This window comes from Labilithrix luteola, from assembly GCF_001263205.1.
Classification (GTDB): domain Bacteria; phylum Myxococcota_A; class Polyangia; order Polyangiales; family Polyangiaceae; genus Labilithrix; species Labilithrix luteola.
In genome coordinates, this window is the sequence record NZ_CP012333.1 from 10,276,974 (window position 1) to 10,299,839 (window position 22,866).

19 protein-coding genes are annotated in these 22,866 nt (G+C 66.5%); 12 read left to right on the forward strand and 7 right to left on the reverse strand.

Annotated features, from left to right (window positions below; genetic code table 11):
• Positions 1-33: 33 nt before the first annotated feature.
• The 7 genes from AKJ09_RS53770 (at position 34) to AKJ09_RS44330 (ending at position 9,277) form a co-directional block, all read left to right on the forward strand.
• Positions 34-198: a hypothetical protein gene (locus AKJ09_RS53770; protein ID WP_169928369.1), complete on the forward strand. Its 165-nt coding sequence runs from the start codon at positions 34-36 to the stop codon at positions 196-198.
• Between the two features lie 322 nt (positions 199-520).
• The gene (locus AKJ09_RS55825; protein ID WP_275936702.1) at positions 521-991 is read left to right on the forward strand and encodes an ATP-dependent Clp protease adaptor ClpS; all 471 of its coding nucleotides are present in this window, start codon (positions 521-523) and stop codon (positions 989-991) included.
• 66 nt (positions 992-1,057) lie between these two features.
• Positions 1,058-3,559, forward strand: coding sequence for an ATP-dependent Clp protease ATP-binding subunit ClpA (gene clpA, locus AKJ09_RS44310; protein WP_146653890.1), 2,502 nt, complete (start codon positions 1,058-1,060; stop codon positions 3,557-3,559).
• Between the two features lie 195 nt (positions 3,560-3,754).
• On the forward strand, positions 3,755-5,137 hold the full coding sequence (locus AKJ09_RS44315; protein ID WP_146653891.1) for a hypothetical protein: 1,383 nt from the start codon (positions 3,755-3,757) through the stop codon (positions 5,135-5,137).
• A 68-nt stretch (positions 5,138-5,205) separates the two neighbouring features.
• Positions 5,206-6,267: a PA0069 family radical SAM protein gene (locus AKJ09_RS44320; protein ID WP_146653892.1), complete on the forward strand. Its 1,062-nt coding sequence runs from the start codon at positions 5,206-5,208 to the stop codon at positions 6,265-6,267.
• Between the two features lie 62 nt (positions 6,268-6,329).
• Positions 6,330-8,324: a M1 family metallopeptidase gene (locus tag AKJ09_RS44325; RefSeq protein ID WP_146653893.1), complete on the forward strand. Its 1,995-nt coding sequence runs from the start codon at positions 6,330-6,332 to the stop codon at positions 8,322-8,324.
• Positions 8,321-9,277 carry a hypothetical protein gene (locus AKJ09_RS44330; RefSeq protein ID WP_146653894.1) on the forward strand — a complete coding sequence of 319 codons (957 nt, stop codon included), beginning with the start codon at positions 8,321-8,323 and terminating at the stop codon, positions 9,275-9,277. The genes AKJ09_RS44325 and AKJ09_RS44330 overlap by 4 nt, the downstream gene beginning before the upstream one ends.
• A gap of 33 nt (positions 9,278-9,310) precedes the next feature.
• On the opposite strand, the gene glgA is transcribed toward AKJ09_RS44330, so the two are convergent.
• The gene (glgA, locus tag AKJ09_RS44335) at positions 9,311-10,750 is read right to left on the reverse strand and encodes a glycogen synthase GlgA (RefSeq protein ID WP_146653895.1); all 1,440 of its coding nucleotides are present in this window, start codon (positions 10,748-10,750) and stop codon (positions 9,311-9,313) included.
• Between the two features lie 122 nt (positions 10,751-10,872).
• Between glgA and AKJ09_RS44340 the strand changes: the two genes are divergently transcribed.
• On the forward strand, positions 10,873-11,940 hold the full coding sequence (locus AKJ09_RS44340) for an RluA family pseudouridine synthase (RefSeq protein WP_169928370.1): 1,068 nt from the start codon (positions 10,873-10,875) through the stop codon (positions 11,938-11,940).
• Between the two features lie 27 nt (positions 11,941-11,967).
• On the opposite strand, the gene AKJ09_RS44345 is transcribed toward AKJ09_RS44340, so the two are convergent.
• From AKJ09_RS44345 to AKJ09_RS44370, 6 genes are all read right to left on the reverse strand, one after another.
• Positions 11,968-12,828 (reverse strand): lamin tail domain-containing protein, encoded by an 861-nt coding sequence (locus AKJ09_RS44345; RefSeq protein ID WP_146653897.1) that lies wholly within the window; start codon positions 12,826-12,828, stop codon positions 11,968-11,970.
• 178 nt (positions 12,829-13,006) lie between these two features.
• Complete coding sequence (locus tag AKJ09_RS44350; RefSeq protein ID WP_146653898.1) at positions 13,007-13,327, reverse strand: ribbon-helix-helix domain-containing protein; 321 nt, start codon at positions 13,325-13,327, stop codon at positions 13,007-13,009.
• A 53-nt stretch (positions 13,328-13,380) separates the two neighbouring features.
• Positions 13,381-14,349 (reverse strand): ParA family protein, encoded by a 969-nt coding sequence (locus AKJ09_RS44355; RefSeq protein ID WP_146653899.1) that lies wholly within the window; start codon positions 14,347-14,349, stop codon positions 13,381-13,383.
• A 588-nt stretch (positions 14,350-14,937) separates the two neighbouring features.
• Positions 14,938-16,506: a bifunctional phosphoribosylaminoimidazolecarboxamide formyltransferase/IMP cyclohydrolase gene (gene purH / locus AKJ09_RS44360; protein WP_146653900.1), complete on the reverse strand. Its 1,569-nt coding sequence runs from the start codon at positions 16,504-16,506 to the stop codon at positions 14,938-14,940.
• A gap of 170 nt (positions 16,507-16,676) precedes the next feature.
• Positions 16,677-17,363, reverse strand: coding sequence for a sigma factor-like helix-turn-helix DNA-binding protein (locus AKJ09_RS44365; RefSeq protein ID WP_146653901.1), 687 nt, complete (start codon positions 17,361-17,363; stop codon positions 16,677-16,679).
• Positions 17,364-17,532: 169 nt separating this feature from the next.
• Positions 17,533-17,730 carry a hypothetical protein gene (locus tag AKJ09_RS44370; RefSeq protein ID WP_146653902.1) on the reverse strand — a complete coding sequence of 66 codons (198 nt, stop codon included), beginning with the start codon at positions 17,728-17,730 and terminating at the stop codon, positions 17,533-17,535.
• Between the two features lie 644 nt (positions 17,731-18,374).
• Here AKJ09_RS44370 and AKJ09_RS44375 point away from each other — a divergent pair.
• From AKJ09_RS44375 to AKJ09_RS44390, 4 genes are read left to right on the forward strand one after another with little or no spacing between them, the layout of a single operon-like run.
• A complete protein-coding gene (locus AKJ09_RS44375) occupies positions 18,375-19,280 on the forward strand; it encodes an alpha/beta fold hydrolase (RefSeq protein ID WP_146653903.1) in 906 nt (301 codons plus the stop codon).
• 8 nt (positions 19,281-19,288) lie between these two features.
• Complete coding sequence (locus tag AKJ09_RS44380; protein ID WP_146653904.1) at positions 19,289-20,161, forward strand: ABC transporter permease; 873 nt, start codon at positions 19,289-19,291, stop codon at positions 20,159-20,161.
• The gene (locus AKJ09_RS44385) at positions 20,136-21,869 is read left to right on the forward strand and encodes an ABC transporter substrate-binding protein (RefSeq protein ID WP_146653905.1); all 1,734 of its coding nucleotides are present in this window, start codon (positions 20,136-20,138) and stop codon (positions 21,867-21,869) included. Before AKJ09_RS44380 ends, AKJ09_RS44385 begins: the two co-directional genes overlap by 26 nt.
• Positions 21,866-22,864, forward strand: a complete 999-nt coding sequence (locus tag AKJ09_RS44390) for an ABC transporter permease (protein ID WP_240488840.1) — start codon at positions 21,866-21,868, stop codon at positions 22,862-22,864. Before AKJ09_RS44385 ends, AKJ09_RS44390 begins: the two co-directional genes overlap by 4 nt.
• The last annotated feature ends 2 nt before the right edge of the window (positions 22,865-22,866 follow it).

Below are 22,866 nucleotides of genomic sequence, written 5' to 3' on the forward strand. Positions count from 1 at the left end.
TCGACGCGCTTCGGTTTCGGTTTCGACGATGCCGTGGCCTTCGGGGTCGCCGTGGCGCCTCCGGTCGATCGCGAACGAGCTTCGGCGAAGCGGGCGACGTGCGCGACCGACACCGCCGCCGAAGCAGCCCGCCTGGTGTGCCTTCGCTGTTGGACGCCGAAGTCGAAGACCTGGACGATGTACTGCGTGCGAAGCTGAGCCGCGGCCTTTGCCTCGCGCTCGAAGCGCTCCCCGAAGATGCAACGAGGAGGTTCATCGAACCTAACTGTCGTGGCTGGCGGCGGGAAAGGCGCCGGAACGGACGACAGTGCGGCAACATCGGTAAGTACCTAGCGCTCGGACGCGTATCCTCCGCTGGCGCCCGAGCACCTCACCGGACCGCGCCGGGGGGGCGTGCACCGTATGAGGCTCGGATCCGGCGTAGGCGTCGGTGTGGGGTGACGGGAAAACGGCCGCCGTTGGGTCTTGCGAGCGGCACTGGGGGACGCACAATGGTGGTTCGAACGTGGAGGACGACATCTTGCATGAACTTCGCTCGCTGACGGGGCCCACCGGGGGCTCCACGACCTTCCTCCACCGCCCGCGCCATGGGCGACCGGAGGGTCTCGGGCGACTCTGGGACCGCGACCCGAGCCGCGCTTCGGGCGGGGATCCCAACGATCCCAACGATCCGGACGGGCCGCCGACGACGCCCGAGCATGGCGACGACGTCGAGCTCGAAGACAAGCCCATCTCGGCAACGCCCCGTCGCTACAAGGTCATTTTTCACAATGACGACTACACGACGCAGGAGTTCGTCGTGTTCGTGCTCATGCGGTTCTTCCACAAGAACGAAGCGGAGGCGCGCCACATCATGCTTACCGTTCATTTCAAAGGTGCCGCCGTCGCGGGCGTCTACACGCGCGACGTCGCCGAAACGAAGGCCCAGCAGGTGATGGACGTCGCACGCGAGAATGGCATGCCCCTGCTCCTCACAGCAGAGCCGGAATGACGGGCGCCCCCGCGCCATCGAAGAATTTTTCCTACGCGAACGTCGAAGGTCGAAAGCGATAAGCCCATGCGAATCAGTCCCGAGGTCGAGATCGCGCTCTCGCTCGCAGCCAACGAAGCTGCGCGGCGGCGCCACGAGTACGTGACGCTCGAACACCTCCTCTATGCCCTGCTTTTCGACGAGGCGACGGCGGCCGTCGTCCGTCACGCCGGGGGCGATGCCGCGAGCATCAAGACCGAGCTCGAACAGTTCCTCACCGATCAGCTCGAGAGCGTCCCCGAAGACAACTACACGACGCCCACCGCGTCGCTCGGCGTCCAGCGCGCGATTCGTCGTGCCGTCAGCCACGTCCAATCGAGCGGCAAGGATCAGGTGACGGGCGCAAACGTGCTCGTCGCCATCTTCGCCGAGCGCGACTCCCCCGCGGTCAGCATCCTCGAAAAGAGCGGCGTGACCCGCCTCGACGTCGTGGCGTATGTCTCCCACGGCATCTCCAAGCTCGACGACGGCGAGACCGAACGCGCCGAGAAGGAGCCCGCCTCGCTCGAAGGCGAAGCCGAAGGCCCGCGCTCGCGGCGCGACCCGCTCAAGGCGTACACGATCAACCTCAACGAAGAGGCGCAGGCCAAGCGCATCGACCCGCTGGTTGGTCGTTCGAACGAAGTCGCGCGCATGATTCAGATCCTCGCGCGGCGCAAGAAGAACAACCCGCTGCTCGTCGGTGACTCCGGCGTCGGCAAGACGGCGGTCGTCGAGGGCCTTGCGCTCAAGATCGTGAACGGCGAAGTGCCCGAGGCGATCAAGAAGTCGACCGTCTACTCGCTCGACATGGGCTCACTCATCGCCGGCACGCGTTATCGCGGCGAGTTCGAAGAGCGCCTCAAGGGCGTCGTGAAGGCCCTTCAGAAGATCGAAGGGGCCATCCTCTTCATCGACGAGATCCACACGATCGTCGGCGCCGGTGCGACGAGCGGCGGAAGCATGGACGCGTCGAACCTCCTCAAGCCTGCCCTCGCCTCGGGCCGCATGCGTTGCATCGGTTCGACCACGTTCGAGGAGTTCCGCCAGCACTTCGAGAAAGACCGCGCGCTCTCGCGTCGCTTCCAGCGCGTCGAGGTGAACGAGCCGTCGATCGAAGACACCAAGAAGATCCTCGAAGGTCTCCGCAGCAAGTACGAAGAGTTCCATGGCGTCAGCTACACGAACGAGGCGCTCGACGCCGCAGCTACGCTCTCGGCTCGCTACCTCCACGACCGACGCTTGCCGGACAAGGCGATCGACCTCCTCGACGAGGCCGGCGCCGCCGCCAAGTTGAAGCTCTACGAGGGCGAGAAGCCGCCGAACCTCCTCCGCGACGAAAGCGAGGCGTCCGACGCGGCGAAGAAGGAAGCAGCCGCCGCGAGCCTCAACGGAGGTCCCGCGACCACGCCGACCGGCACGGCCCCGGCCGTCTCGGTGAGCGGCGGCGGGAACGGGCAGGCCGCCAAGCCGCGCATCATCGTCGGCGTGCAGGAGGTCGAGACCGTCCTCGCGCGCATGGCGCAAATCCCGCCGCGCGAGGTCAGCTCGAACGACAAGGAGAAGCTGCGCAACCTCGAAGGCGACCTCAAGAAGGTCGTGTTCGGTCAGGATCGCGCGGTCGAGCAGCTCGCGGCGGCCATCAAGCTGGCCCGCGCAGGTCTCCGGTCGCCGGAGAAGCCGATCGGCAACTTCCTCCTCACCGGCCCCACCGGCGTCGGTAAGACGGAGGTCGCCAAGCAGCTCGCGAAGATCATGGGCATCTCGTTCGTGCGCTTCGACATGAGCGAGTACATGGAGCGCCACACGGTCTCGCGCCTCATCGGTGCGCCACCGGGCTACGTCGGCTTCGATCAGGGCGGTCTCCTGACCGACGCCATCGCGAAGACGCCGCACGCCGTGCTCCTCCTCGACGAAATCGAGAAGGCTCACCCCGACGTCTTCAACGTGCTGCTCCAGATCATGGACCACGGCAAATTGACCGACAACAACGGCAAGTCGACCGACTTCCGCCATGTCGTCCTGCTCATGACGAGCAACGTCGGCGCACGCGATCTCGGCCGCCGCGCCGTCGGCTTCGGCGACAAACGGGCGACGGGCGACGCAGAGCGCGAGTACAAGCTCCTCTTCAGCCCCGAGTTCCGCAACCGCCTCGACGCACGCATCGCCTTCGACGCGCTCTCGCCGCAGACCATGGGCAGCATCGTCGACAAGTTCCTCAAGGAGCTCGCCGACCAGCTGAAGGAGCGCAAGGTCACGATCGAGGTCAGCGAGGCGGCACGCTCCTACCTCGGCGAGAAGGGCTACGACGCCGACTTCGGTGCCCGTCCCCTCGCCCGCGTGATCCAGGACGAAGTGAAGCAGCCGCTCGGTGAAGAGCTGCTCTTCGGCAAGCTCGAAAAGGGCGGCAGCGTCGTCGTGGACGCGGAAGACGCGATGATCGAGGACGAGCGCGGTGGCGGCGGAGAAAAGAAGCCGGGCAAGAAGCTCGTGTTCCGATGTACGCCGGCCGAAAACACGGAGACGAAGGAAACCGTGTCACAGAACTAGTAACCTCGGCGATGAGCCGACATGACGAACGAATCGGAGTGGACCGAGTCCAGCCTAGCTGGACAGAGTCCGCGGAGCTCCAAGCGGACTCGGCGAAGGCCGAGCCGCATTGAACGCGCGGGGTGGCCGAAGACGTGTGAACCAGCACGGAGCGGCTACCCTGCTCGTTTTTTGTCGGCGCGCTTCTTGTGGGTCTTGGTTGGCTTGGTCGGCAGCGCACTCGCCAGCGCGAGTTGCACCGAGCGCTCGGATCACCGTGCCGTCAAGTCGGTCACGGCGCCGGTGGCTTCGGTCGACGTCCCCCGTTCGCCCGAAGACGCCGCAGCTCCCAGCGCTCCCGATACCGCGGCCTCGCGGGGAGCGAACGTCGATCCCGAGCAGGTCGGCTTCATGCGCGACGGAACGGTCATCGCACTTTCGGACCGCGAGGTCGTCTCCATCGACCCCCGAGGCGCGATCCAGCGTAAAGCGCTCGCCAAGGGGGAACGCGCCACGATTCCCTTGCACGGCTCCGGCCAGGGAGTGGTCGTCGAGGACAAGGAACACGTCACCCTCCTCGACGTGCCGAGCCTCAAACCGCTCTTCACCGGCAAAGGTCGTCCCGTCACCAGCTCCTCGGGCGACGGCATCCTGCTCGACAACCCCACCCCCGGCGTCGTCGTGAAGGTCGGGGACAAGCTGCTCCACCTCGAACCGAAAACCGACAGCGCTCTCAGGCACGTCGAAGACTTCACCATGACGAGCTCGCGTGCGTTCGGCATCGTGACGTGGGGCCTCGATCGCGACGACAATGGTCCGCTCTACGAAGGCGAGGTCTTCTCCCTCTCGACCGGCCAGCGCATCGGAAAGGCCGTGGGCATGCAGCCCTATTCCATGCAGCCAGCGGCCTTCCTCGACGACAAGTTCCAGTACGGCATCGCGGGCGACGAGATCCGCATCGTCGACCTGGGCACCGGCAAGATCACGCGGCGGAAGCAGATGTACTGCGGCAAGGACCAGATCCTCGCCAATCCGATCCCGAGCCCTGACGGCGCCTTTCTCCTCGTGACGTGCGCCGACGATCTCATGGTGCTCGACGGCGCGTCGCTCGGATTGCGCCGAAGGATCACGCGCGTGATGCCGGGGTGCGACAACGGCATGATCCTGCCTGCGCACTTCGACGAACTCAACAAGCGCGAGCTCGTCGTCGAGGGCTGTGGCGGCGAATCCAGGCTCGACGTCTCGACAGGCAAGTATCGCTGCGGCGACAGCGAAGGCGTCCTCGGCGCGCCGTACGAAATGGGATTCGGCGTGGGATCGCCGCCAAGAGCGCCAGGCGAACGCGCTCACCTTCCGCGGTGCACGCCCGAGGAACGGACGAGTGCGATGCCGCTCGGCAATACCGGCAAGTACCACTGGGGTATCGAAGAAGCGGCGCAGGTCGTCGGGCCTCGAAAGACGATCTCGCTCGAAGAAGGCGCCTCTATCCCGTCGTTCTCGGCGGACGATACGAAGATGGTCTACCTCCACAAGGGCAGCGTGATCGTGCGGGCGCTCCCCGAAGGCACGAAGGTCTTCGAGCTCCCCCACTCTCCCTGATTTGCCGGGATTTTTCAGGAGTCAGCCGCTCGGCTGGACACTGAACATCCGTATGGTACCACCAGGAGGTGCGATTCCTCCCTGTCGCCAATCCACCCAATCCGTTCTCGTCGACGACGCTCGAGTACGACCTCGCGGACCCCGAAGACCTAGCGCGCGCCCCGCTCCAGATCTTCGAAGATCACGCGAAGAGCATCCTCTCGGGCAACGACAGCCCCGACATCGGCTTCCGATGGAGCGTCAACCCGTACCGTGGATGCTTCCACGGATGCTCGTACTGCTACGCGCGGCCGTCGCACGAGTATCTGTCGTTCGGGGCGGGGACGGATTTCGAACGGAAGATCGTCGTGAAGCCGAAGGCGCCGGAGCTCTTGCGCGAGGCATTCGAGAAGAAGTCGTGGAAGGGCGAGCTCGTCGTCTTCAGCGGCATCACGGATTGCTACCAGCCGGTCGAAGCATCGATGAAGCTCACGCGCGGGTGCGTCGAGGCGTGCATCGAGTATCGGAATCCGGCGGGGTTCATCACCAAGTCGCCCGTCATCGAGCGTGACGTGGAGCTCCTCGCGGAGCTCGCGCGCGTCGCACGGTGCCGCGTCACCGTCAGCATCCCCTTCTGGGATCCGGACACTGCGAAGGCCATGGAACCGTACGTGACCACGCCGGCTCGTCGCATGAGGATCGTCGAGACGCTCGCCAAAGCTGGCGTACCGGTCGGCGTCAGCGTGTCGCCGATCGTGCCGGGACTCAACGACGAGGACATTCCCTCCGTCCTCGAGGCCGCGAAGGATGCCGGCGCCACACACGCGTTCTTCGTGCTCCTGCGCCTGCCTGGGTCCGTCAAAGCCGTGTTCGAGCAGCGCCTGCGCGACAAGCTACCGCTTCGAGCCGAGAAGGTGCTCCGCCGCTTGCGCGAGGCTCATGGCGGGAAGCTCTACGATTCGCGCTGGGCCGTCCGCGGCAGCGGCGAAGGGGTCTACGCAGAAACCATCAGCGCTCTTTTCGCGCGCACGGCAAAGCGCCTCGGCCTCGGCGCGGACGAACTTTCGGCGTTCGAAACCGCCACCACGTTCCGCCGGCCAAACAAGGCTGGCAAGCCAGACAAGAACGGGCAGACGTCGTTCGGGTTCTGAGCGTTTCCCGCTGCGAAAAGCACCGATTCAGGCGAGCACCGACTCTGCTAACGTGCGCGACGATGACTGGCTCGTCCGTGCGATGGCTCGGGGCCCTGTCCGCGAGCCTCGCGCTCGCGTTGACGGGTGACGACCCGCGTGACGCGCACGCGGACGACTTCTCCGTCGCGGCGGCCCTCGAGAACGTTCCCATGCTCGCGCATGCGGAAAAGGTCGTCGACTACACCTTGCGCGCAAAGCTCGACGCCACGGCGCACACGGTTCACGGCGAAGGCACGATCGTCTGGAAGAACGTCAGCACCAAGCCCGTCAGCGAGCTCTGGTTCCATCTCTACCTGAACGCGTTCAAGAACCAGTCGTCGACCTTCTTGCGAGCGCCCATCGGTGGCTTCCGCGGAACCACGGTGCCCGCGGACTGGGGCACGATCGACGTCCGCAAGCTCACGCTCGTCGATGGCGAAGAACGTCACGACCTCTGGCAGGCCGCCGAGACCAAGCGCGCCAACGACGACGACGAGACCGAAGCGCGCGTTCCGCTCCCGCGCGAGGTGCAGCCCGGCGACAGCATCACGCTCGAAGTCGAGTGGGACGACAAGCTGCCCGCCATCGTCGAACGCACCGGCTACGACGGCAGCTTCCACATGGTCGCGCAATGGTTTCCGAAGCTCGCGACCATCGAGCCCGACGGAACCTTCGCGCATTTTCCCTTCCACCACCTCGGCGAGTTCTACGCGGACTTCGGCCACTTCGACGTAACGCTCGACGTTCCCAAGGACTACGTCGTCGGCGCGACGGGCCCGCTCGTGGAAGAACGCACGGAAGGTGACCGCCGGATCGAACGCCACGTCCAGGACGACGTCCACGACTTCGCGTGGACCGCTTGGGACCAGTTCGCAAAGCGCACGGAAAAGATGGGGAACGTCGACGTGACGGTCCTCTACCCGAGGGGCAACGACGCGGCGGCGGAACGCCAGCTCGAGACGATGCGCTTCGCGTTCCCGCACTTCGGCTCGCTCTACGGCGAATACCCCTACTCGGTGTTGACGCTCGTGCACCCGCCGATGACCGCGGATGAAGCCGGCGGCATGGAGTACCCCACGCTCATCACGACGGGCGTGCGTGGAATGCCGTGGACGCCGAAGGGCCTTCTCGCCCTCGAGCTCACGGTCATCCACGAGTTCGGACACCAGTATTTCTACGGCCTCATCGCGTCGAACGAAGACAAGTGGCCCTTCCTCGACGAGGGGCTCAACACCTACGCCGAGAGCGAATCCATGGGCGCCTGGAAGGGCCCGGGTTCGGCGTTCGACATGTTCGGACTCAAGATCGGCGACGTCGACGTGCACGCGGCGAGCGCTCGTCAGTTCGCGCACGACGAGCCCATCGCTCAGCCCGCGAACGACTTCGAAACCGGCAGCGCTTACGGTGCGCTCGTCTATAGCCGCACAGGCACGATTCTCGAGACGCTGAGGCGCGTCTACGGCGACCGCGTGATGCAGCGCACGCTCGGAACCTACGCTCGCAAGTATCGCTTCCGCCATCCCCGGCCGGACGATCTCATCGAGGTCTTCCGCACCGAGATGGGCGAGCGCGCGGCCAAGACGCTCCGCACTGCCCTCTTCGACAAGGGCTGGGTCGATTACGTCGCGACGAGCATCTCCTCGTATCCGTCGCATGCGCCGTGGGGCATTTTCGACGTCAACGGCAAGCGAGAGACGATCGCGCGCAGCGGCGCCGCGAGCAGTCGCTACAGCGGCTGGGCGCTCGTCACGCGACGAGGCACGCTCTCCTTCCCCGTCGACATCGAGCTCGTCGCCGAAGACGGAACCCGCACGCGCGTTCCCTGGGACGGCGAAGGTGAGTTCGTGCGAGTCCCGTACTCCGGTGCGAGCCCGCTTCGTTCGGTCGTGATCGATCCCGACGATCGCGTGCTTCTCGACGAAAAGCCCGAAAACGACTTCGCCACCGCCGGGAACCAGACGCCCACCGGGGCTCCGCGCACCCGCGAGCGATCGACCTACTGGGCCCAGCTGCTGACGGGGTTGGTTGCTCCATGACGGACGACGCGACGACGGACGGCGAGCTCCGCGCGCTCGAGCCCACGGAGGTCCGGGCCCGGCGACGTCCTCTCGCGATCGCCCTGGTCTATGCGTGGCAGCTCGCGTGGGGCTTCGTGCTCGCGACGCCAGCGCATGCGTGGGCCAACCGAAGCTGGGGCGCGCACCCCGACGGCGATGCCGTCCTCTTTCGGCCCGGCGGCTACAACCTCGTGTCCTGGTTCCTCGGAGCCGACGCTGCGCTTGCGGTCGTCACGCGCACGACGCTCGTGCTGTTCGTGGTGGGCGTCCTGCTCTCGCAGATTCCCCTCGGCGCCCTGCTCGCTTCGCTCGCGACGGGTCGTGGGTCCGTCGGTATCGCACCGCGCCCGGCGTCTGCCCTTCGCGCGTCGATCGCCTCGTTCTTTCCGCTGCTGGTCGTCCTCGTTCTCACGAGCATCGTCCAACTGGCGATCGTCGCGGCCGGCGCGTGGGTGGGCTCGTCCGTGAGCCGCGCCTTCCTGCCGAGCCTCGGAGAGACGCCCGCCTTCGGCGTGAACATGGTCGTCCTCGCGCTCTTCGTCCTCGGCGCCTGCATCATCGGCGTACTCGGCGACGTGGCTCGCGCAGCCGTCGTGCACGACGTCGTGACGAACGACGACGACGAACGCCGCGCCTTCTCACGCGTCAAGAATGCGCTGGTGATGACGCGCCTCGTCTCACGCAACGCACTGACGGCCACGTCGCTCGCCTGGGGTTGGCGCGCGGCCATCGGCGTCGCGCTCGTGGTCGCCGGGTCGGGCGCAGCGAACATCCTCGGCGGCCAAGGTGGAGGCGCGCTCACCGCGCTCACCCTCATTCATCAAGCCGTCGTCCTCGGACGCACCGCGCTCCGCGCTTCGTGGCTCGCCCGCGCAACGAGGCTCGTGGCCTACGTCGCGCGGGCTCGCCGCGGTGTCGACGCGAGTGATTAGCTAGAGCACGATTCTGCTACGGCGAACGCCGTTTCAGCGCGAGGTGCCGAGCGCCTTGTAGGCCTGCTCGTACTGGCGCGCGGCGCGCTCCCAGCCGCGATCGAGGCGCATCACGCGGCGACGAAGAGCAGGCCAAGCACTCGACTCCCACGCCGAGATGGCGCGCGTCGTGGCGGCGAAGAGCGCATCGGAGGTCGCCTCCTCGAAGAGGAAACCAGTACCGGTCTCGAGCCGCGCATCGCAATCGACGACGGTGTCGATCAGGCCACCGGTAGCGTGCGCGACCGGCGGAGCGCCGTACCGCTGGGCATACATCTGGACGAGACCGCACGGCTCGAAGCGGCTCGGCACGAGCGCGATGTCCGCCGCGGCGAACATGCGATGCACGAGAGCTTCGGGGGCTGCACGAACGAACACGGCGCGGCCGTGGCTCTTCTCGATGGCCGCCTCGAGCTTGGCGATGAGGGCGGAGTCTCCGTCGCCGGCGACGACGACCTGCGCGTTGCTCCCGCGGAGGATGCGCGGCAGCGCGTCGATGAAGAGGTCCGTTCCCTTCTGGGGAACGATGCGCCCGACGTTGACGAGAAGCGGCGCGCGCTCGTCGAGCGGAAGGGACAGCTCTTTCTGGAGCGCGCCCTTGCAGCGAGCCTTGTTCGACGCGTTTTCCGCGTCGTAGCGTGCCACGAGATTCGAATCGGTCGCCGGGTTCCAGACGCCGTAGTCGACGCCGTTGACGATGCCGACGACGCGGCCCTTCGACTGCAGAACGCCGTGGAGGCGCTCGCCGCCCGCTTCGGTCTGGATTTCCCGCGCGTACGTGGGGCTGACCGTGGTGACGACGTCGGCCGAGAGGATGCCCTGCTTGAGCACATTGACCGAGCCGTAGAACTCGATGCCGTCGACGGTGAAGTCGTCTTCGGAGAGGCCGAGATCGGAGAGCGTGCTCTTCGGAAAGATGCCCTGGTGCGCGATGTTGTGGATCGTGAGGAGCGTCGGCGTCTTGAGGCCGAGGTCCTTCATGTACTTGGCGACGAGCGCCGACGGCCAGTCGTTGACGTGCACGGCGTCGTATGGCGCACCGGACTCCTCGCGCTGCTTCGCGAGCTCCGCGGCCGCGCGCGAGAGCACGGCGAAGCGCAGGTGGTTGTCGGCAAAGTCTTCGCCGCGCTCGCCATAGACGCCCTCGCGGTCGAAGAGACCGGGCGCGTCGAGCAGGACGAGATCGACCTGCGACGAGAGGCGGCCGTCGAAGACGGTGACTTCGTGCGAGCGCGAACCGAGCTCGAGCCGGAGCGGCGTGAGACGGCGGGCGACCAGAAGGCCGGCCTGCTCGAACGCGGGGTACCGAGGCACCACGACGGTCACGCGGTGGCCGAGGGCTTTCAGCGTCTTCGGCAGCGCGGCGCTCACGTCGGCAAGGCCGCCAACTTTCACGTACGGCGCAAGCTCGGTGGTGACGAACAGGATCTCCATCGCGGCCCAGCTTCTACCATGTTTTTCCAGTCCCCAGTGCCCTGTGTGAGGGGCCCCAAACCCGTCCCTTCGGCTACTTCGAGGGGTGGAAGCACGGCCCGAGAAAAGCTAAAGAGCCCTCGGTGACCCGGCTCCGTGTGTCCGAAAGCGACTTCGTCCGCCCCGAAGGGGTGCCGGAGGGTTCGATCGTGAGCGTCTTTCGGGTCCCCCCGGAGCTCGCCGGGCAGCGCTTGGACGTGTTTCTCCAGGGCCAGCTCAAGCGCACGAGCCGGACGCGCACGCAGTTCATCGTGAAAAACAGCGCGTTCGACGTCCGCGGCAAGCGGCTGCGCTCGAATCACCGCGTCCAGGAGGAGGAGCACGTTCTGCTCTGGCGCCCCCCGTGGGACGAGGAGCCCGTCCCCACCGAGGTGCCCATCCTCCACGAAGACGAGCACCTGTTCGCCGTCAACAAGCCTTCCCTGCTCCCGGTCCACCCCACCGCGCGCTACCACAAGAACACGCTCATCAACGTGCTCAAGCGCGAGCGTCCCGGCGTGTTCCTCTCGCTCGGTCACCGCATCGATCGCGAGACGAGCGGCGTGCTCTTGGTATCGAAGTCGCCCGATTGCGACCGCACGCTCAAAAAGCGTCTCGAGGAGCGCGCAGGCATCACGAAAACGTACACCGCGATCACCTGGGGCGTGCCCGATCCCGCGCTCGGCCCGCAGGTCGGCGGAGCGGTCTCGCCGGCCGACGACGCGCCCAACGCGTTCCGTTTCGAGCGATCCCTCGAGCTCGATCCGGTGAGCCCTTACAAAGTGAAGATGCGTCTCGGCATCACCGACGACGCGATGTCGGCCTCGACGCGCTTCATCGTCGAAGACACACGATCACGAAAAGACGGGCGCACGTATGCCCGCGTGCGCTGCGAGCTCGAGACCGGACGGCAGCATCAGATCCGCATCCACCTCGCGTCGCTCGGCGCCCCCATCGTGGGCGACAAGCTCTATGGCCCGGACGACACGTGCTTTCCGCGCGGCGCCGACGGCCTGCTCACGGACGAAGACTTCGAGAAACTCGAGCTACCGCGCCACGCGCTCCACGCGTCGCGCATGACGCTCGCTCACCCGATGACGGGCGAGCACCTCGCCATCGAAGCGCCGCTCCCGGCCGATCTTCAGGCGTTCTGGAATTCGCTCGCCGAGTGAGCGAGCGCGTCGTTCCAGAAGCGACGTTCAGGGACAGTCGCTCGCCGCTCCGGGCGTGCCCTTCGCCGAGCCGCTCGTCCAGGCCGTCGCCGACAGGCACCAGCCCGCCGCCGAGTCGCTCGTGGCGCCGGTCAGCGACTTCAATTGAATCGAGCTGCCGCCCGACTGGCTGAACCAACCTCCGTACGGCACGTTCGCGAGCCGAACCGACGCGTCGTACAGGGCAATGCCGCCCGAAGCGCCATTCGCGAGAATCACGCCGGAGCTCGAGGACAATCCGGCGCCGTACTCGTACAGAATGGCCGACGCCGGGACCGCATTCGCGATCGCCGTGGCCTTGTCGCGCACGAGCACGCCGTACTCCCCTGCGCCGAGGGTGACGCCCGCACCGATGACGTGCGAGCGGCCGCCGCCGTCGGTGATCTTGAGGCCGCTCAAGGTCCGCGCGGCGGACGCGAGGTTGTAGACCTCGAACCACTCCGACATCGGCTCGGGCGTGAGCGTGGTGTACATCACCTCGGTGATGAGGATCTCGCCGGCCGCGGGCGTCGTCACCGAAGGCGTGGAGGGCGTCTTCGTGCTGCCCGCATCATTCGCGTTCGCGGCGGGGGCCGACGCGTCTTTCTTCGCTCCGCCCGTGGTCTCGCCGGACGACGACGAGTCATCACCGCTGTTTCCGACGACGGGGTGCGACTCCAGCGAGGCGTCGACCGTCGGAAGCGAAGGATCGTAGTCCGGCGTCAGATCGGGCTGCGGGCTGTTCGCGCAGGCTGCGCCTCCCAGCGCGAGCGCGAGCGCGACGGCGACAGATGCAGCGACGGAGGAGGCGAGCATCACGCTCGTGGCGACCGTTCTGGAGAGCGCCAGGGCGCGAAGCGACCTCGACATGCAGGGCGCGTTATGTTGCGACCTCGATCACGACGCAAGGCGTCGCCACTGTTCGGGACGCGCCGGAGACGCCGAGAAATGTGGGCATTTGCAGGGCATCGGCCGACACGATTCTCGTGCCTACCCTCGCCAGCCTGCGCCCGTCACGCGTTCGTCACGGACGCGTCTCGTAGGCAGCTCAGAGTCCGCGCGGAACCTTGTCGAGATCGAGCTGCTCGAGTGCGACGCGAATGAGCGCGCTGCGGTTCGCCTTGGTGATGCCGCGCGCCTTGAGCTTCTCGACGAGCTCGTCGAGCTGATCGAGATCCTTCGTGTACATCGAGATGCAGATCACCTTGTAGTGCGTCGGCTTCTCTTTCGGCGTCGGGCGCTCCGCACGGAGCATCCGCGTCGACTCCGGCGGCGCCTGGTAGAACGCGCCCGAGAGCACCCCCTGCACTTCGTCGCCATCGAGCACGCGTGCTGCTCCGAGTCCCGCTTCTTCGTCTCGCGCTGCCATCGTATCCTCCACCAAGTCTAATCTTTACGTCTTCGCAGGCCTTGAACGGCTCTTCAGCCGACCATCGCCTTCGGGTTCTCGTCTTCGAGCTCCTCGTCGCTCATCTGAGCAACGTGGCCCGTCACGAGTCGGTCGACCACGCGCTGGTAGTCCACCGCGGCTTGCGAATCGGCCGCGTATTCGAAAATCGTCTTGCCCTGAGCCGGCGCCTCTTTGATCTTGATCGTCGAGCGCACGGGCTGAAAGCAACGGTCGCCGAAGTGCTCCTTCAGCGTGCCCCACGCGTCGCGGCAGATGCGCGCGCGTGCGTCGTAGAACGTCGGAAGAACGCCGTAGATCTGCACCGGGTGGTGGAGAAGCGAGTTGACGTTCTTCACCGTCTTGATGACCTGGCGCACGCCGACGAGCGAGAGGAAGTCACACGCGACCGGAACCACGATGCCCTCGGCAAAGACGAGCGCGTTCTGGTTGAGGAGCGAGAGCGACGGCGAGCAGTCGAGGATGACGATGTCGTAGTGCGCGAGCGCCGGGGCGAGGCGATCACGCAGGATTCGATCGCGGTTCTGACGACCGGCGAGGTAGAGCTCGGCGGCGGCGAGGGTCTCGTTCGAGGGAACGAGGTCGAGGTTCTCACGAACCTTGATGGCGACGTCCTGGGGCTTCAGGCCCATGACGAGCGAGTGGTAGAGCGTCTTCTCGGCCTTCACGCCGAGCGACACGCCGACGTTGCCCTGCGAGTCGGTGTCGACGAGGAGGACCTTGTAGCCCTTCATCGCGAGGCCGGCAGCGATGCTGACCGTGGTGGTGGTCTTGCCGGTGCCGCCCTTGTGATTGAAGATCGCGAGGCGGCGCGGGCCTGCGAACGGGAGTTTTCCGATCGAGCTGATCGAGCCCGAGGGAGCAGGCGCGGCGCTCGCGGTCGTCGCGGCGGGCGAAGGCATCGTCGGGATTGTCGCGCTGGCGGGAGGCGCGCTGGCAGGCGGTGCGCTCGCGGGCGCAGCCGACGCGACGGGCGCGGACATCGAAGGCACAACGGAGCTCGGCGTACGAACGGGAACCGGCGGCGGCGCAACGCGCGCGGGCATGGCTGCGGGGATCGCCGGAACGGTCGGGGCGGCGAAGGCGGCATCGCGGTCGGCGCCATCGCGCTACCGAGACGAAGACCGCCGGCCTCCGCGAGGAGCTGGGTGCGGCATCCGTCGGAGCACGCGTAGCGCGCCTCACCCTTGATACGAAGAACCTGCGAGACGAGCTCGACGACGAAACGCTTGTTGCAGCAATCGCAGACGACGCCACTCGTCGTCTCACCCCTCAGGCTCTTGCCGTGGCAAGCCTGCGAGCAGAAGAACGAGAACGCGTTGTCGCGCTCCTCCATTTGGTAGCGGAACTGCACCTCGAAGTTGCGTCCGCACACCGTGCAGGACTCGTGCATGCCAGCCATGCCCACCGAATGTCATAGTCGGAGTGAGATGGCCAAATAAGTGACGTGCAGTTTTTCCGAGGGGCGGCGTTTTTCGTGCGCGGCTCGTCCCCGAAACGACACGAGCGGCGACGCCTCGTCAACCGAAGCAGCTGCCGCTCGTCCTCTCGCGTTCCGCGAGTGCCGTCGATCAGTGACGGAAGTGGCGCGCGCCCGTGAAGACCATCGCGAGGCCGAGACGGTCGGCGGCGGCGATGACGTCGGGATCCTTCACGCTGCCGCCGGGTTGCGCGACAGCCGTGACGCCGTTTTTCGCGGCCGCTTCGATGCCGTCCGGGAACGGGAAGAAAGCATCGGAAGCGAGGACACTTCCCTTCGACTCCTCACCCGCCTTCTCGCCTGCAATCTGGACGGAAACGACGCGAGACATCTGGCCTGCGCCGACGCCGACCGTGCGCTCGCCCTTGGCGAGGACGATGGCGTTGGACTTGACGTGCTTGCAGACGCGCCAGGCGAACTCGAGACCGGTGAGCTCCTCGGCCGTGGGCTGACGCTTGGTGACGACCTTGCCCTTGGTGACCTCGCCGGGCGCCGTCGCGTCACGCGCCTGGACGACGAGGCCGCCCGAAACGCGCTTGTACGTCAGGCCCGCGTGATCGGCGGGGAGCCACGCGCCCGTCGCGAGGAGGCGCAGGTTCTTCTTCGCGCGGAGCACTTCGAGGGCCGAACCGCTGAAGCTCGGGGCGACGACGCACTCGAGGAAGGTCTCGGCGAGGATCTTCGCGGTGGCCTCGTCGACCTCGCGGTTCAAGGCCACGATGCCGCCGAAGGCCGAGAGGGCGTCGGCATCACGCGCGGTCTTGTAGGCGCTCGCGAGGTCACCGGAAACGGCCACGCCGCACGGGTTGGTGTGCTTCACGACGACCGCCGCGGGGCGGTCGAACTCACGGACGGCCTCGAGGGCCGCGTCGACGTCGACGAGGTTGTTGAAGCTCAGTTCCTTGCCGCCGGCGCCGAGGCTCTCGGCACGGGCGATCGTGCCCGGCTCTGCGCTGCGCTCGACGTAGAACGCGCCCGTCTGGTGCGGGTTTTCGCCGTAACGAAGGCCGTAGGCGCGCTCGAAGGGCAGCGTGAGGTAGCGCGGATAGGGATTGGCCGACGCTTCGTCGCTGGTCGCCGCGCGCGGGCCCGAAAGAACACCGCTGATGGCCGCGTCGTAGGCCGCGGTGTGCGCGTAGGCCTTGGCGGCGAGCTCGCGACGGAGCGAGGTCGAAACTTCACCCGTGCTCTCGATCTCGGCGAGGACGCGCTCGTAATCACTGGGGTCGCACACGATGGTGACGCGCGCGTGGTTCTTCGCCGCCGAGCGCACCATCGAGGGACCACCGATGTCGATGTTCTCGATGAGCTCCTCGAAGCTAGCGTTCGGATTGCTCGCGACTTTTTCGAACGGGTAGAGGTTCACGACGACGAGGTCGATGAACTTCGCGCCGAGTCGCTCGAGGTCGGCGTTGTCCGTTCCTTCGCGCGCGAGAATGCCGCCGTGCACGCGCGGGTGCAGGGTCTTCACGCGTCCGCCCATGACCTCCGGCGAGCCCGTGTAGTTCTCGACCGTCTCGACCGGGATGCCCTCGGCCGCGAGCGATTTTGCCGTTCCTCCGCTCGAGAGGATCGTGACGCCCTTCTTGCTCAGGGCCGCAGCGAACGGCATGAGGCCAGTCTTGTCGGAGACGGAAAGCAGCGCGGTGCGGATGGGCATGCGCGCCGTCTAGCTACCCCGCCGGGCCAGGTCAATCCCAGGCGAAGGCTGCTTACAAGCTCAGGAATGCAGGCGCTTTAAAAAATGACGGCCCGGGGGCTGGCAACCCGGGCCGTCTGCAGGAGTGACTCAAGGAAACGTGACGAAGCTGAAGTCTCAGACGAAAAAAATCATTCGGCGTCGAGCGCGTCGCTCGCGAACTCGTCGGCGTCGAAGTCGGAGTCGGCCGTCTCGGCCTCCTCTTCCTCTTCCTCCTCCTTCTTCGCCTTGGTGAGCACGGGGAGGCGGCGCTTTCCGACGGGACCCTCGTCGACGTAGTCGCGGAGGGCGTTCATGTCGCTGAGCGCCTGGAGCTTGGCGAGGCCCTTGACCTCGACCTGGCGAATGCGCTCACGCGTAAGGTTCATGATCGCGCCGACCTCTTCGAGGGTCGTGCCGCCACGATCGGCGACGTCGAGCGCGCAGGTCTCGTTCATTTCCCAGACCTCGAGGTCCGGGAAATTCAGCTTGATGGCGCCGGTGCGAGCCGACACGTCGAGGTAGAGGTGGTGCTTGCAGGAGACGAAGGGGCACGGACGCTCGCCGTTTCCGCACTCGGCGCGCGTGCGCGGCTTCTGGACGTCCTCGACGTCCGGGTAAAGCATGCGGCCCATCTCGAGCTCGCGCTTCGTCATGCGCTTCACGCTGATCGTGCGCGCACGCACGTCACGCTTACGACGCGAACGACGCTGCTCGCGGGTGACCGTCTCTTCGCCCTGCAGGTCGTCGACCTTCAAGGCCAACGCGCCCTCGGTGACCGGGGTCACGTCGGATGCGTCCTCGACCAAAAGCTCGGCACTCGCGTTCTTTGCGTCCATTGCTCCTCCAGCGCTCCAGCTACGTCCTTGATGCCGATCTCTCGGCGGAAGCGGTGCGCAGGGCACACGCCTCCCGTGGCAGCTGCTCCGAGGACCGACGTCCTACAGAGCGCTACCTTTTCCTCCCCGCTTCGAATCGAACGAGCGCCAGCCGGCGCTCAGTGTCTCTTCAGGCGCTCACCGGCTGCGCAACTCGCGCGGCGACGAGGCCAAGGATCTTCGCGACCCGATCACCGGCAAGCCGGCGTTCTTCCACACCACGGAAGCCACGAGAGAAGATGCGCCCGAGCCGGCGCCCGAGTTCCTCCACGTCGCTCGACCCGACGTTGAGTTGCTGCTTGCTGCTATCGAACGTGTGCTCGGTCATCTTCGTTCTGAGGCCTTGATCCGGCGTTCCGCGAATACTTATTGAAGTCCGTGGGAGCCATCTGCGTCCTCTTGCGGGGCAAGACGAAACGCGACCGCTCGCACGGGAGTAGGCCTCGCTGCCGGCAAAGACTGCTGCAGCGACTGCCCCGTGACCGATTCCACTACCTGGTGAGAAGACCGGAAGTCCCTCGCTCGTCGCACCCCCATGCGCTCGCGTTCGTGAGACCAGTCCGTCTTGCTCGCCTACCTCGTCCGCAGTCGACTTTCGAAGACTCTTGGAGGTTGCCTGGACGGCGTTTCCGAATGGAAAGCTCGTCCGGCGTCAGGTCCGACCCGAGCGACTCTATTCCGACCAAAAGACGAGGGTCAACGCGGTGATCGCGTTTTTTTTGCGCCTTTCCATTATGGAACTGTGTTCGCGCGTTTAGATCGGTGCCGTGACAGAAAATGTCATAGCAATGGACGCACGAAACCCTTCGTGAAGGTCAGCCGCTAGGCGCGAATTTGACCCCCTCACGGCGACGCGATCGGGCGGCTCGAAACGTCTCCCGGAGGCTCGCTCGGAGCGCGTGGTGAAATCGTCGCGCACTCCATCGCACAAGGTCCAAATTCCGGAGGTCGGGCCCGTGCTATCGTCGGCGCGTGTCACGGACGCCCGGACAAGGACTAGGTTTCTCGGGCTCATCGTCACGCTCGTCGAAGGACGTTTCGGCGCGCGGAGCCCGCATTCGCGTCGTCGAAGCAGGCGCGGGGCCCGCGCTGCTCCTGATCCACGACGCAGTTGTCCACAGCGACACGTTCCACGAGACGATCGCGCACCTCGCTGGCTCGTTCCGCGTGGTCGCGCCCGATCTTCCCGGCTTCGGTGCGAGCGAGAAACCTGATCCGCAGCGCTACGCGTACGGCTACGACGCCTTCGCCGACTCGCTCTTCGATCTCGTCGCAGCGCTCGGGCTTGGTCGCATCAGCGTCTGCGGCCACGGCATGGGCGGTGGAGTGGCCCTGACGCTCGCGGCAAAGCACCCTTCCCTCGTCCACAAGCTCGTGCTCGTCGACGCGCTCGTCTATCCCGACGACGAACACTTCCTCGATCGCGCGGCCCGCACGCCGATCGGTGGAGCGCTGCTCTGGCGTCAGCTCATGGGCATGGCGCTCTTCCGTAAGTACTTGCATGGGACGGTCTACGCCGGCGCTTCGCGTATTCCACAGGGGCGCGTGGAGTCGACCTACGCGAGCTTCAATGCTCCGGCGGCCCGTCAAGCCGCGCACGCCACCATCGTCGCGAAGGCTGACACGCGCACGCTGGTCGCTCGCCTTCCGCGCGTGACGGCCGACTCGCTCGTCGTCTGGGGGCGCGATGATCGACTCGCCCCGGTCGAGCGCGGCCGTCGACTCGCACGCGAGCTTCGCGGGCGTTTCGAGGTGCTCGAGTGCGGTCGGTGCCCGCCCGCAGAGGTGCCCGAAGCCTTCGCCACCACCCTGACGTCGTTCCTCGAGGCGGTTCCCTCACGCCGTCAACCGACGGCCCGGTCCGTGCAATCGCGGTAAAGCCCACGATGCTCGTGCCGCCGATCCGGACGACGAAGCGCGCCCTGCCCGGCTCGAGAAACCGTGCGGCGGTCGTAGGCTCCGCCATCGTGGCAGCCATCCTTCTGTTCGCCGTCTTCGGGCCGCTCCTCGTTACGAAGGATCCGAACGCAAGCGACTTCGCGCGCGGGATCTCGCCTGATCATCTCCCTGTCGGACCAAGCTCCGCCTTTCCGCTCGGCACCGACCGCCTGTTCCGCGATCAGCTGAGCCGCCTTGCAGTGGGCGCTCGCGTCTCGCTCTTCATCGGCATCGCGGCCACGGTGGTCGCATCGGTCGTCGGCGCCGTGGTCGGCATCGTCGCCGGATGGTTCGAGGGGCAGACCATCGACACCGTGCTCATGCGCATCGTCGACGTCGGCCTCGCCTTCCCGTTTCTGCTCATCGTCATGGCGCTCGGCGCAGCCCTCGATCGGACGACGTCGACGACCATCTTCCTCACGCTTGGGCTCACCGGCTGGCTCGGTACGGCACGCGTTCTGCGCGCCAAGACGCTCCAGATCCGTCACCACGACTTCGTGACGGCCGCGCGTGCGCTCGGCCAGAGCACGCCGCGCATCTTGCTTCGTCACGTTCTGCCCAACGTGATGGGCCCTCTCGTCGTCGTCTCGACCGTTTCGGTCGCGCAGATGATTCTCGCCGAGAGCGTTCTCTCCTATCTCGGCGCCGGCATCGCGCCGCCCACGCCGACGTGGGGGCACATGCTGTTCGACGGTCAGGACTACATCACGACCTCGCCATGGATTGCGGTCGCGCCCGGCGCAGCGATCATGCTGAGCGTCCTTGGCTTCAACCTCCTCGGAGAAGGCCTGCGCGATGCGCTCGATCCGCAGAAGCATTGAGGCGTGCCTGCTCGGCGCCGACGTCTTGTCGAGCGGCTGCACCCAGGAGATTCCGGCGCCGATTCCTGCCGCCCATCCGGACACGACGGAGCCGCGCCGCGGAGGCGTGGTCACCGTCGCGAGCTTCAGCGATCTGCGCGGGCTCGATCCGGCGAACATCAGCGACGGCCTCGCGCCGCAAGTGCTGGAGGCGATCTTCGCAGGACTCGTCGACTACGACGCGAACGGCAAGATCGTCCCCGATCTCGCCGAGCGCTGGACGGTCGAAGACGGAGGCAAGACGCTCCGCTTCTATCTGCATCAGGGAGCGCGGTTCCACGACGGCGAGGAGGTCACCGCCGACGACGTCAAGCGCTCGGTCGAACGCGCGCTGCATCCCTCCGCACCGAATCCGTCGTCGTCCTACTTCGAGTCGCTCGTCGGCTTCGGCGAGTTCGCCGCCAAGAAGACCGAGACCCTCGAAGGCGTGCAGGTCGACGGGCGTTACGTCGTCTCCTTCCACCTCAAAGACAAGGACGCCGCCTTCCTCTCGGTCCTCGCGCTGCCGACGCTTCGCCCCGTCTGCAAGAGCGCGGGCACGCGCTACACGGACACCTGGCATCCGTGCGGCGCGGGCCCGTTCAAGCTTCCTCCGAACGGATGGGAGCGTGCGCGCGAAATCAATGTCGTTCGCCACGAGGGCTACTTCCGCCCCGGCCTCCCCTATCTCGACGGCGTTCGGTTCCTCTTCAACGTGAACCAGACGAGCCAGCGCTTCCGTTTCGCGCATGGCGAGCAAGACATTCTGCGCGACTTCCTCGCGCCCGATCTCCTGAAATTCCAGGCCGATCCTCGCTGGAAGCCGTTCGGCGAATACGAGGCCGAGCTGCAGATCGCCGGCGACGCGATGAACACCGAGATGCCGCCGTTCGACAACGTCGAGGTTCGGCGTGCCGTGGCCGCAGCGGTCAATCGCGACGAGATCCGGCTCGTGCGCGCGGCCAATCTGAACGCGGCGAACCAACCGGTGCCGCCCGGCGTGTTCGGCCATGACGACACGTTGCGCGGACAGACGTACGACTACGAAGCCGCGCTCGAGCACATGCGTCGCGCCGGCTACCCGTACGATCCGGTCACGAAGACCGGCGGGTACCCGCACGTCATCCCGTACATCGCATACAAGCAGAGTCTCTCCGAGTTCGTGGCCCAGGTGCTGGCGCAGCAGCTCGCGAAGATCGGCATCCGCATCGAGATCCGGATCGTCAACTACCCCACGTTCCTCGCCATCCGAGGGCGTCGCGGTCAGTCCGCGTTCGGTCCGGCGTTCTGGAAGCAGGATTATCCGGACGCGGGGAGCATCCTCGAGCCGCTCTTCCATTCGCGCTCGATCAACGACGAGGACTCGAACAACTGGTCCTTCTACAAGAACCCGCGCGTCGACGAGCTCATCGACCGGGCGCGCCACGAGCTCGACGACGACAAGCGCAAGAAGATCTACGTCGAGACGCAGGAGATCCTCTGCGACGACGCTCCTTGGGCGTTCTCGTACTACTACCGGTACTACACGCAGCGTCAGCCGTACGTGCGGAACTATCACTCGCACCCCATGTGGACGAACGACATGACGCGCGTGTGGGTCGATCGCGCGATGGGCCCCGTCGCGGCGCGTGCCTTCTCGCCCGAGAACGTGCTCGGCAGCCTCCTCGGACGTCCGGAGGGTTCGCGGTGATCCGCAAGCTCGCGCGGAGGCTCCTTTGGGCCGTGTTCGTGGTGTGGGCCACGGTCTCGCTCGCGTTCCTCGTCAACAACGCGCTGCCGACCGATCCGGCACGCATGGTGGCCGGCCCACAAGCACGCCCGCAAGACGTGGAGCGTATCCGTAAAGACCTCGGGCTCGATCGCCCCGTTTACGTGCAGTACGCACGCTTCTTCCAGCGGCTCGTCCACACGGGTCCGAGCAACGTCGAGCCCTCCGACAAGGCCCACGGCACCTGCGCGACCTTCGGCCCGATCCACGTCGATTTGGGGAGGAGCTACCAGCAGCGCCGGCCCGTCGTGACCATTCTCGCCGAGCGCTTTCCGCGAACGGCGCTCCTGGCGGTAACGGCAGCCTGCCTCCAAGCGCTGTTCGGGGCCATCGCGGGAACGCTCGCGGCATCGCGCAAGCGCACGCTCGTCGACCACCTCGCCGTCACCGGAAGCCTCGTCGGCGTGAGCGCCCCAACGTTCGTGATCGGCCTATTTTTGCAGTGGCTCTTCGCGTATCGCCTGCGCCTACTGCCCCTCGACGGATACGGCGACACCTTCGCATCGCACGCGGCGAGCCTCGTTCTTCCGGCCATGACACTCGGCGTGTTCGGGGCGGCGTACTACACGAGGCTCGTTCGCGACGAGATGCTGCGCGAGCTGAACCAAGACTACGTCCGCACCGCCCGCGCCAAGGGTCTGTCGGAGGGCGGCGTCGTCCTCCGGCATGCCTTCCGCAACGCGCTCATGCCGATCGTGACGGTCCTCGGCCTCGAAATCGGTGCGCTCATCGGAGGCGCGATCGTGACCGAGGCCATCTTCCGCTGGCCGGGGCTAGGCTCGCTCAGCGTGAACGCGATGCTGGATCGCGACGGCCCGATCATCATGGGATGCGTGATCGTGACGTCGCTCGCCGTCGTGCTGATGACGATCGTCGTCGACTTCGCGTACGGCTTGCTCGACCCGCGCGTTCGCTAGGC

Excerpts from the sequence above, each read along its gene's own strand:
- clpA (WP_146653890.1), top strand. The coding sequence starts at position 1,058 with ATGCGAATCAGTCCCGAGGTCGAGATCGCGCTCTCGCTCGCAGCCAAC.
- AKJ09_RS44325 (WP_146653893.1), top strand. The coding sequence starts at position 6,330 with ATGACTGGCTCGTCCGTGCGATGGCTCGGGGCCCTGTCCGCGAGCCTC.
- AKJ09_RS44330 (WP_146653894.1), top strand. The coding sequence starts at position 8,321 with ATGACGGACGACGCGACGACGGACGGCGAGCTCCGCGCGCTCGAGCCC.
- glgA (WP_146653895.1), bottom strand. The coding sequence starts at position 10,750 with ATGGAGATCCTGTTCGTCACCACCGAGCTTGCGCCGTACGTGAAAGTT.
- AKJ09_RS44345 (WP_146653897.1), bottom strand. The coding sequence starts at position 12,828 with ATGTCGAGGTCGCTTCGCGCCCTGGCGCTCTCCAGAACGGTCGCCACG.
- AKJ09_RS44350 (WP_146653898.1), bottom strand. The coding sequence starts at position 13,327 with ATGGCAGCGCGAGACGAAGAAGCGGGACTCGGAGCAGCACGCGTGCTC.
- AKJ09_RS44355 (WP_146653899.1), bottom strand. The coding sequence starts at position 14,349 with ATGTCCGCGCCCGTCGCGTCGGCTGCGCCCGCGAGCGCACCGCCTGCC.
- purH (WP_146653900.1), bottom strand. The coding sequence starts at position 16,506 with ATGCCCATCCGCACCGCGCTGCTTTCCGTCTCCGACAAGACTGGCCTC.
- AKJ09_RS44365 (WP_146653901.1), bottom strand. The coding sequence starts at position 17,363 with ATGGACGCAAAGAACGCGAGTGCCGAGCTTTTGGTCGAGGACGCATCC.
- AKJ09_RS44370 (WP_146653902.1), bottom strand. The coding sequence starts at position 17,730 with ATGACCGAGCACACGTTCGATAGCAGCAAGCAGCAACTCAACGTCGGG.
- AKJ09_RS44380 (WP_146653904.1), top strand. The coding sequence starts at position 19,289 with ATGCTCGTGCCGCCGATCCGGACGACGAAGCGCGCCCTGCCCGGCTCG.
- AKJ09_RS44385 (WP_146653905.1), top strand. The coding sequence starts at position 20,136 with ATGCGCTCGATCCGCAGAAGCATTGAGGCGTGCCTGCTCGGCGCCGAC.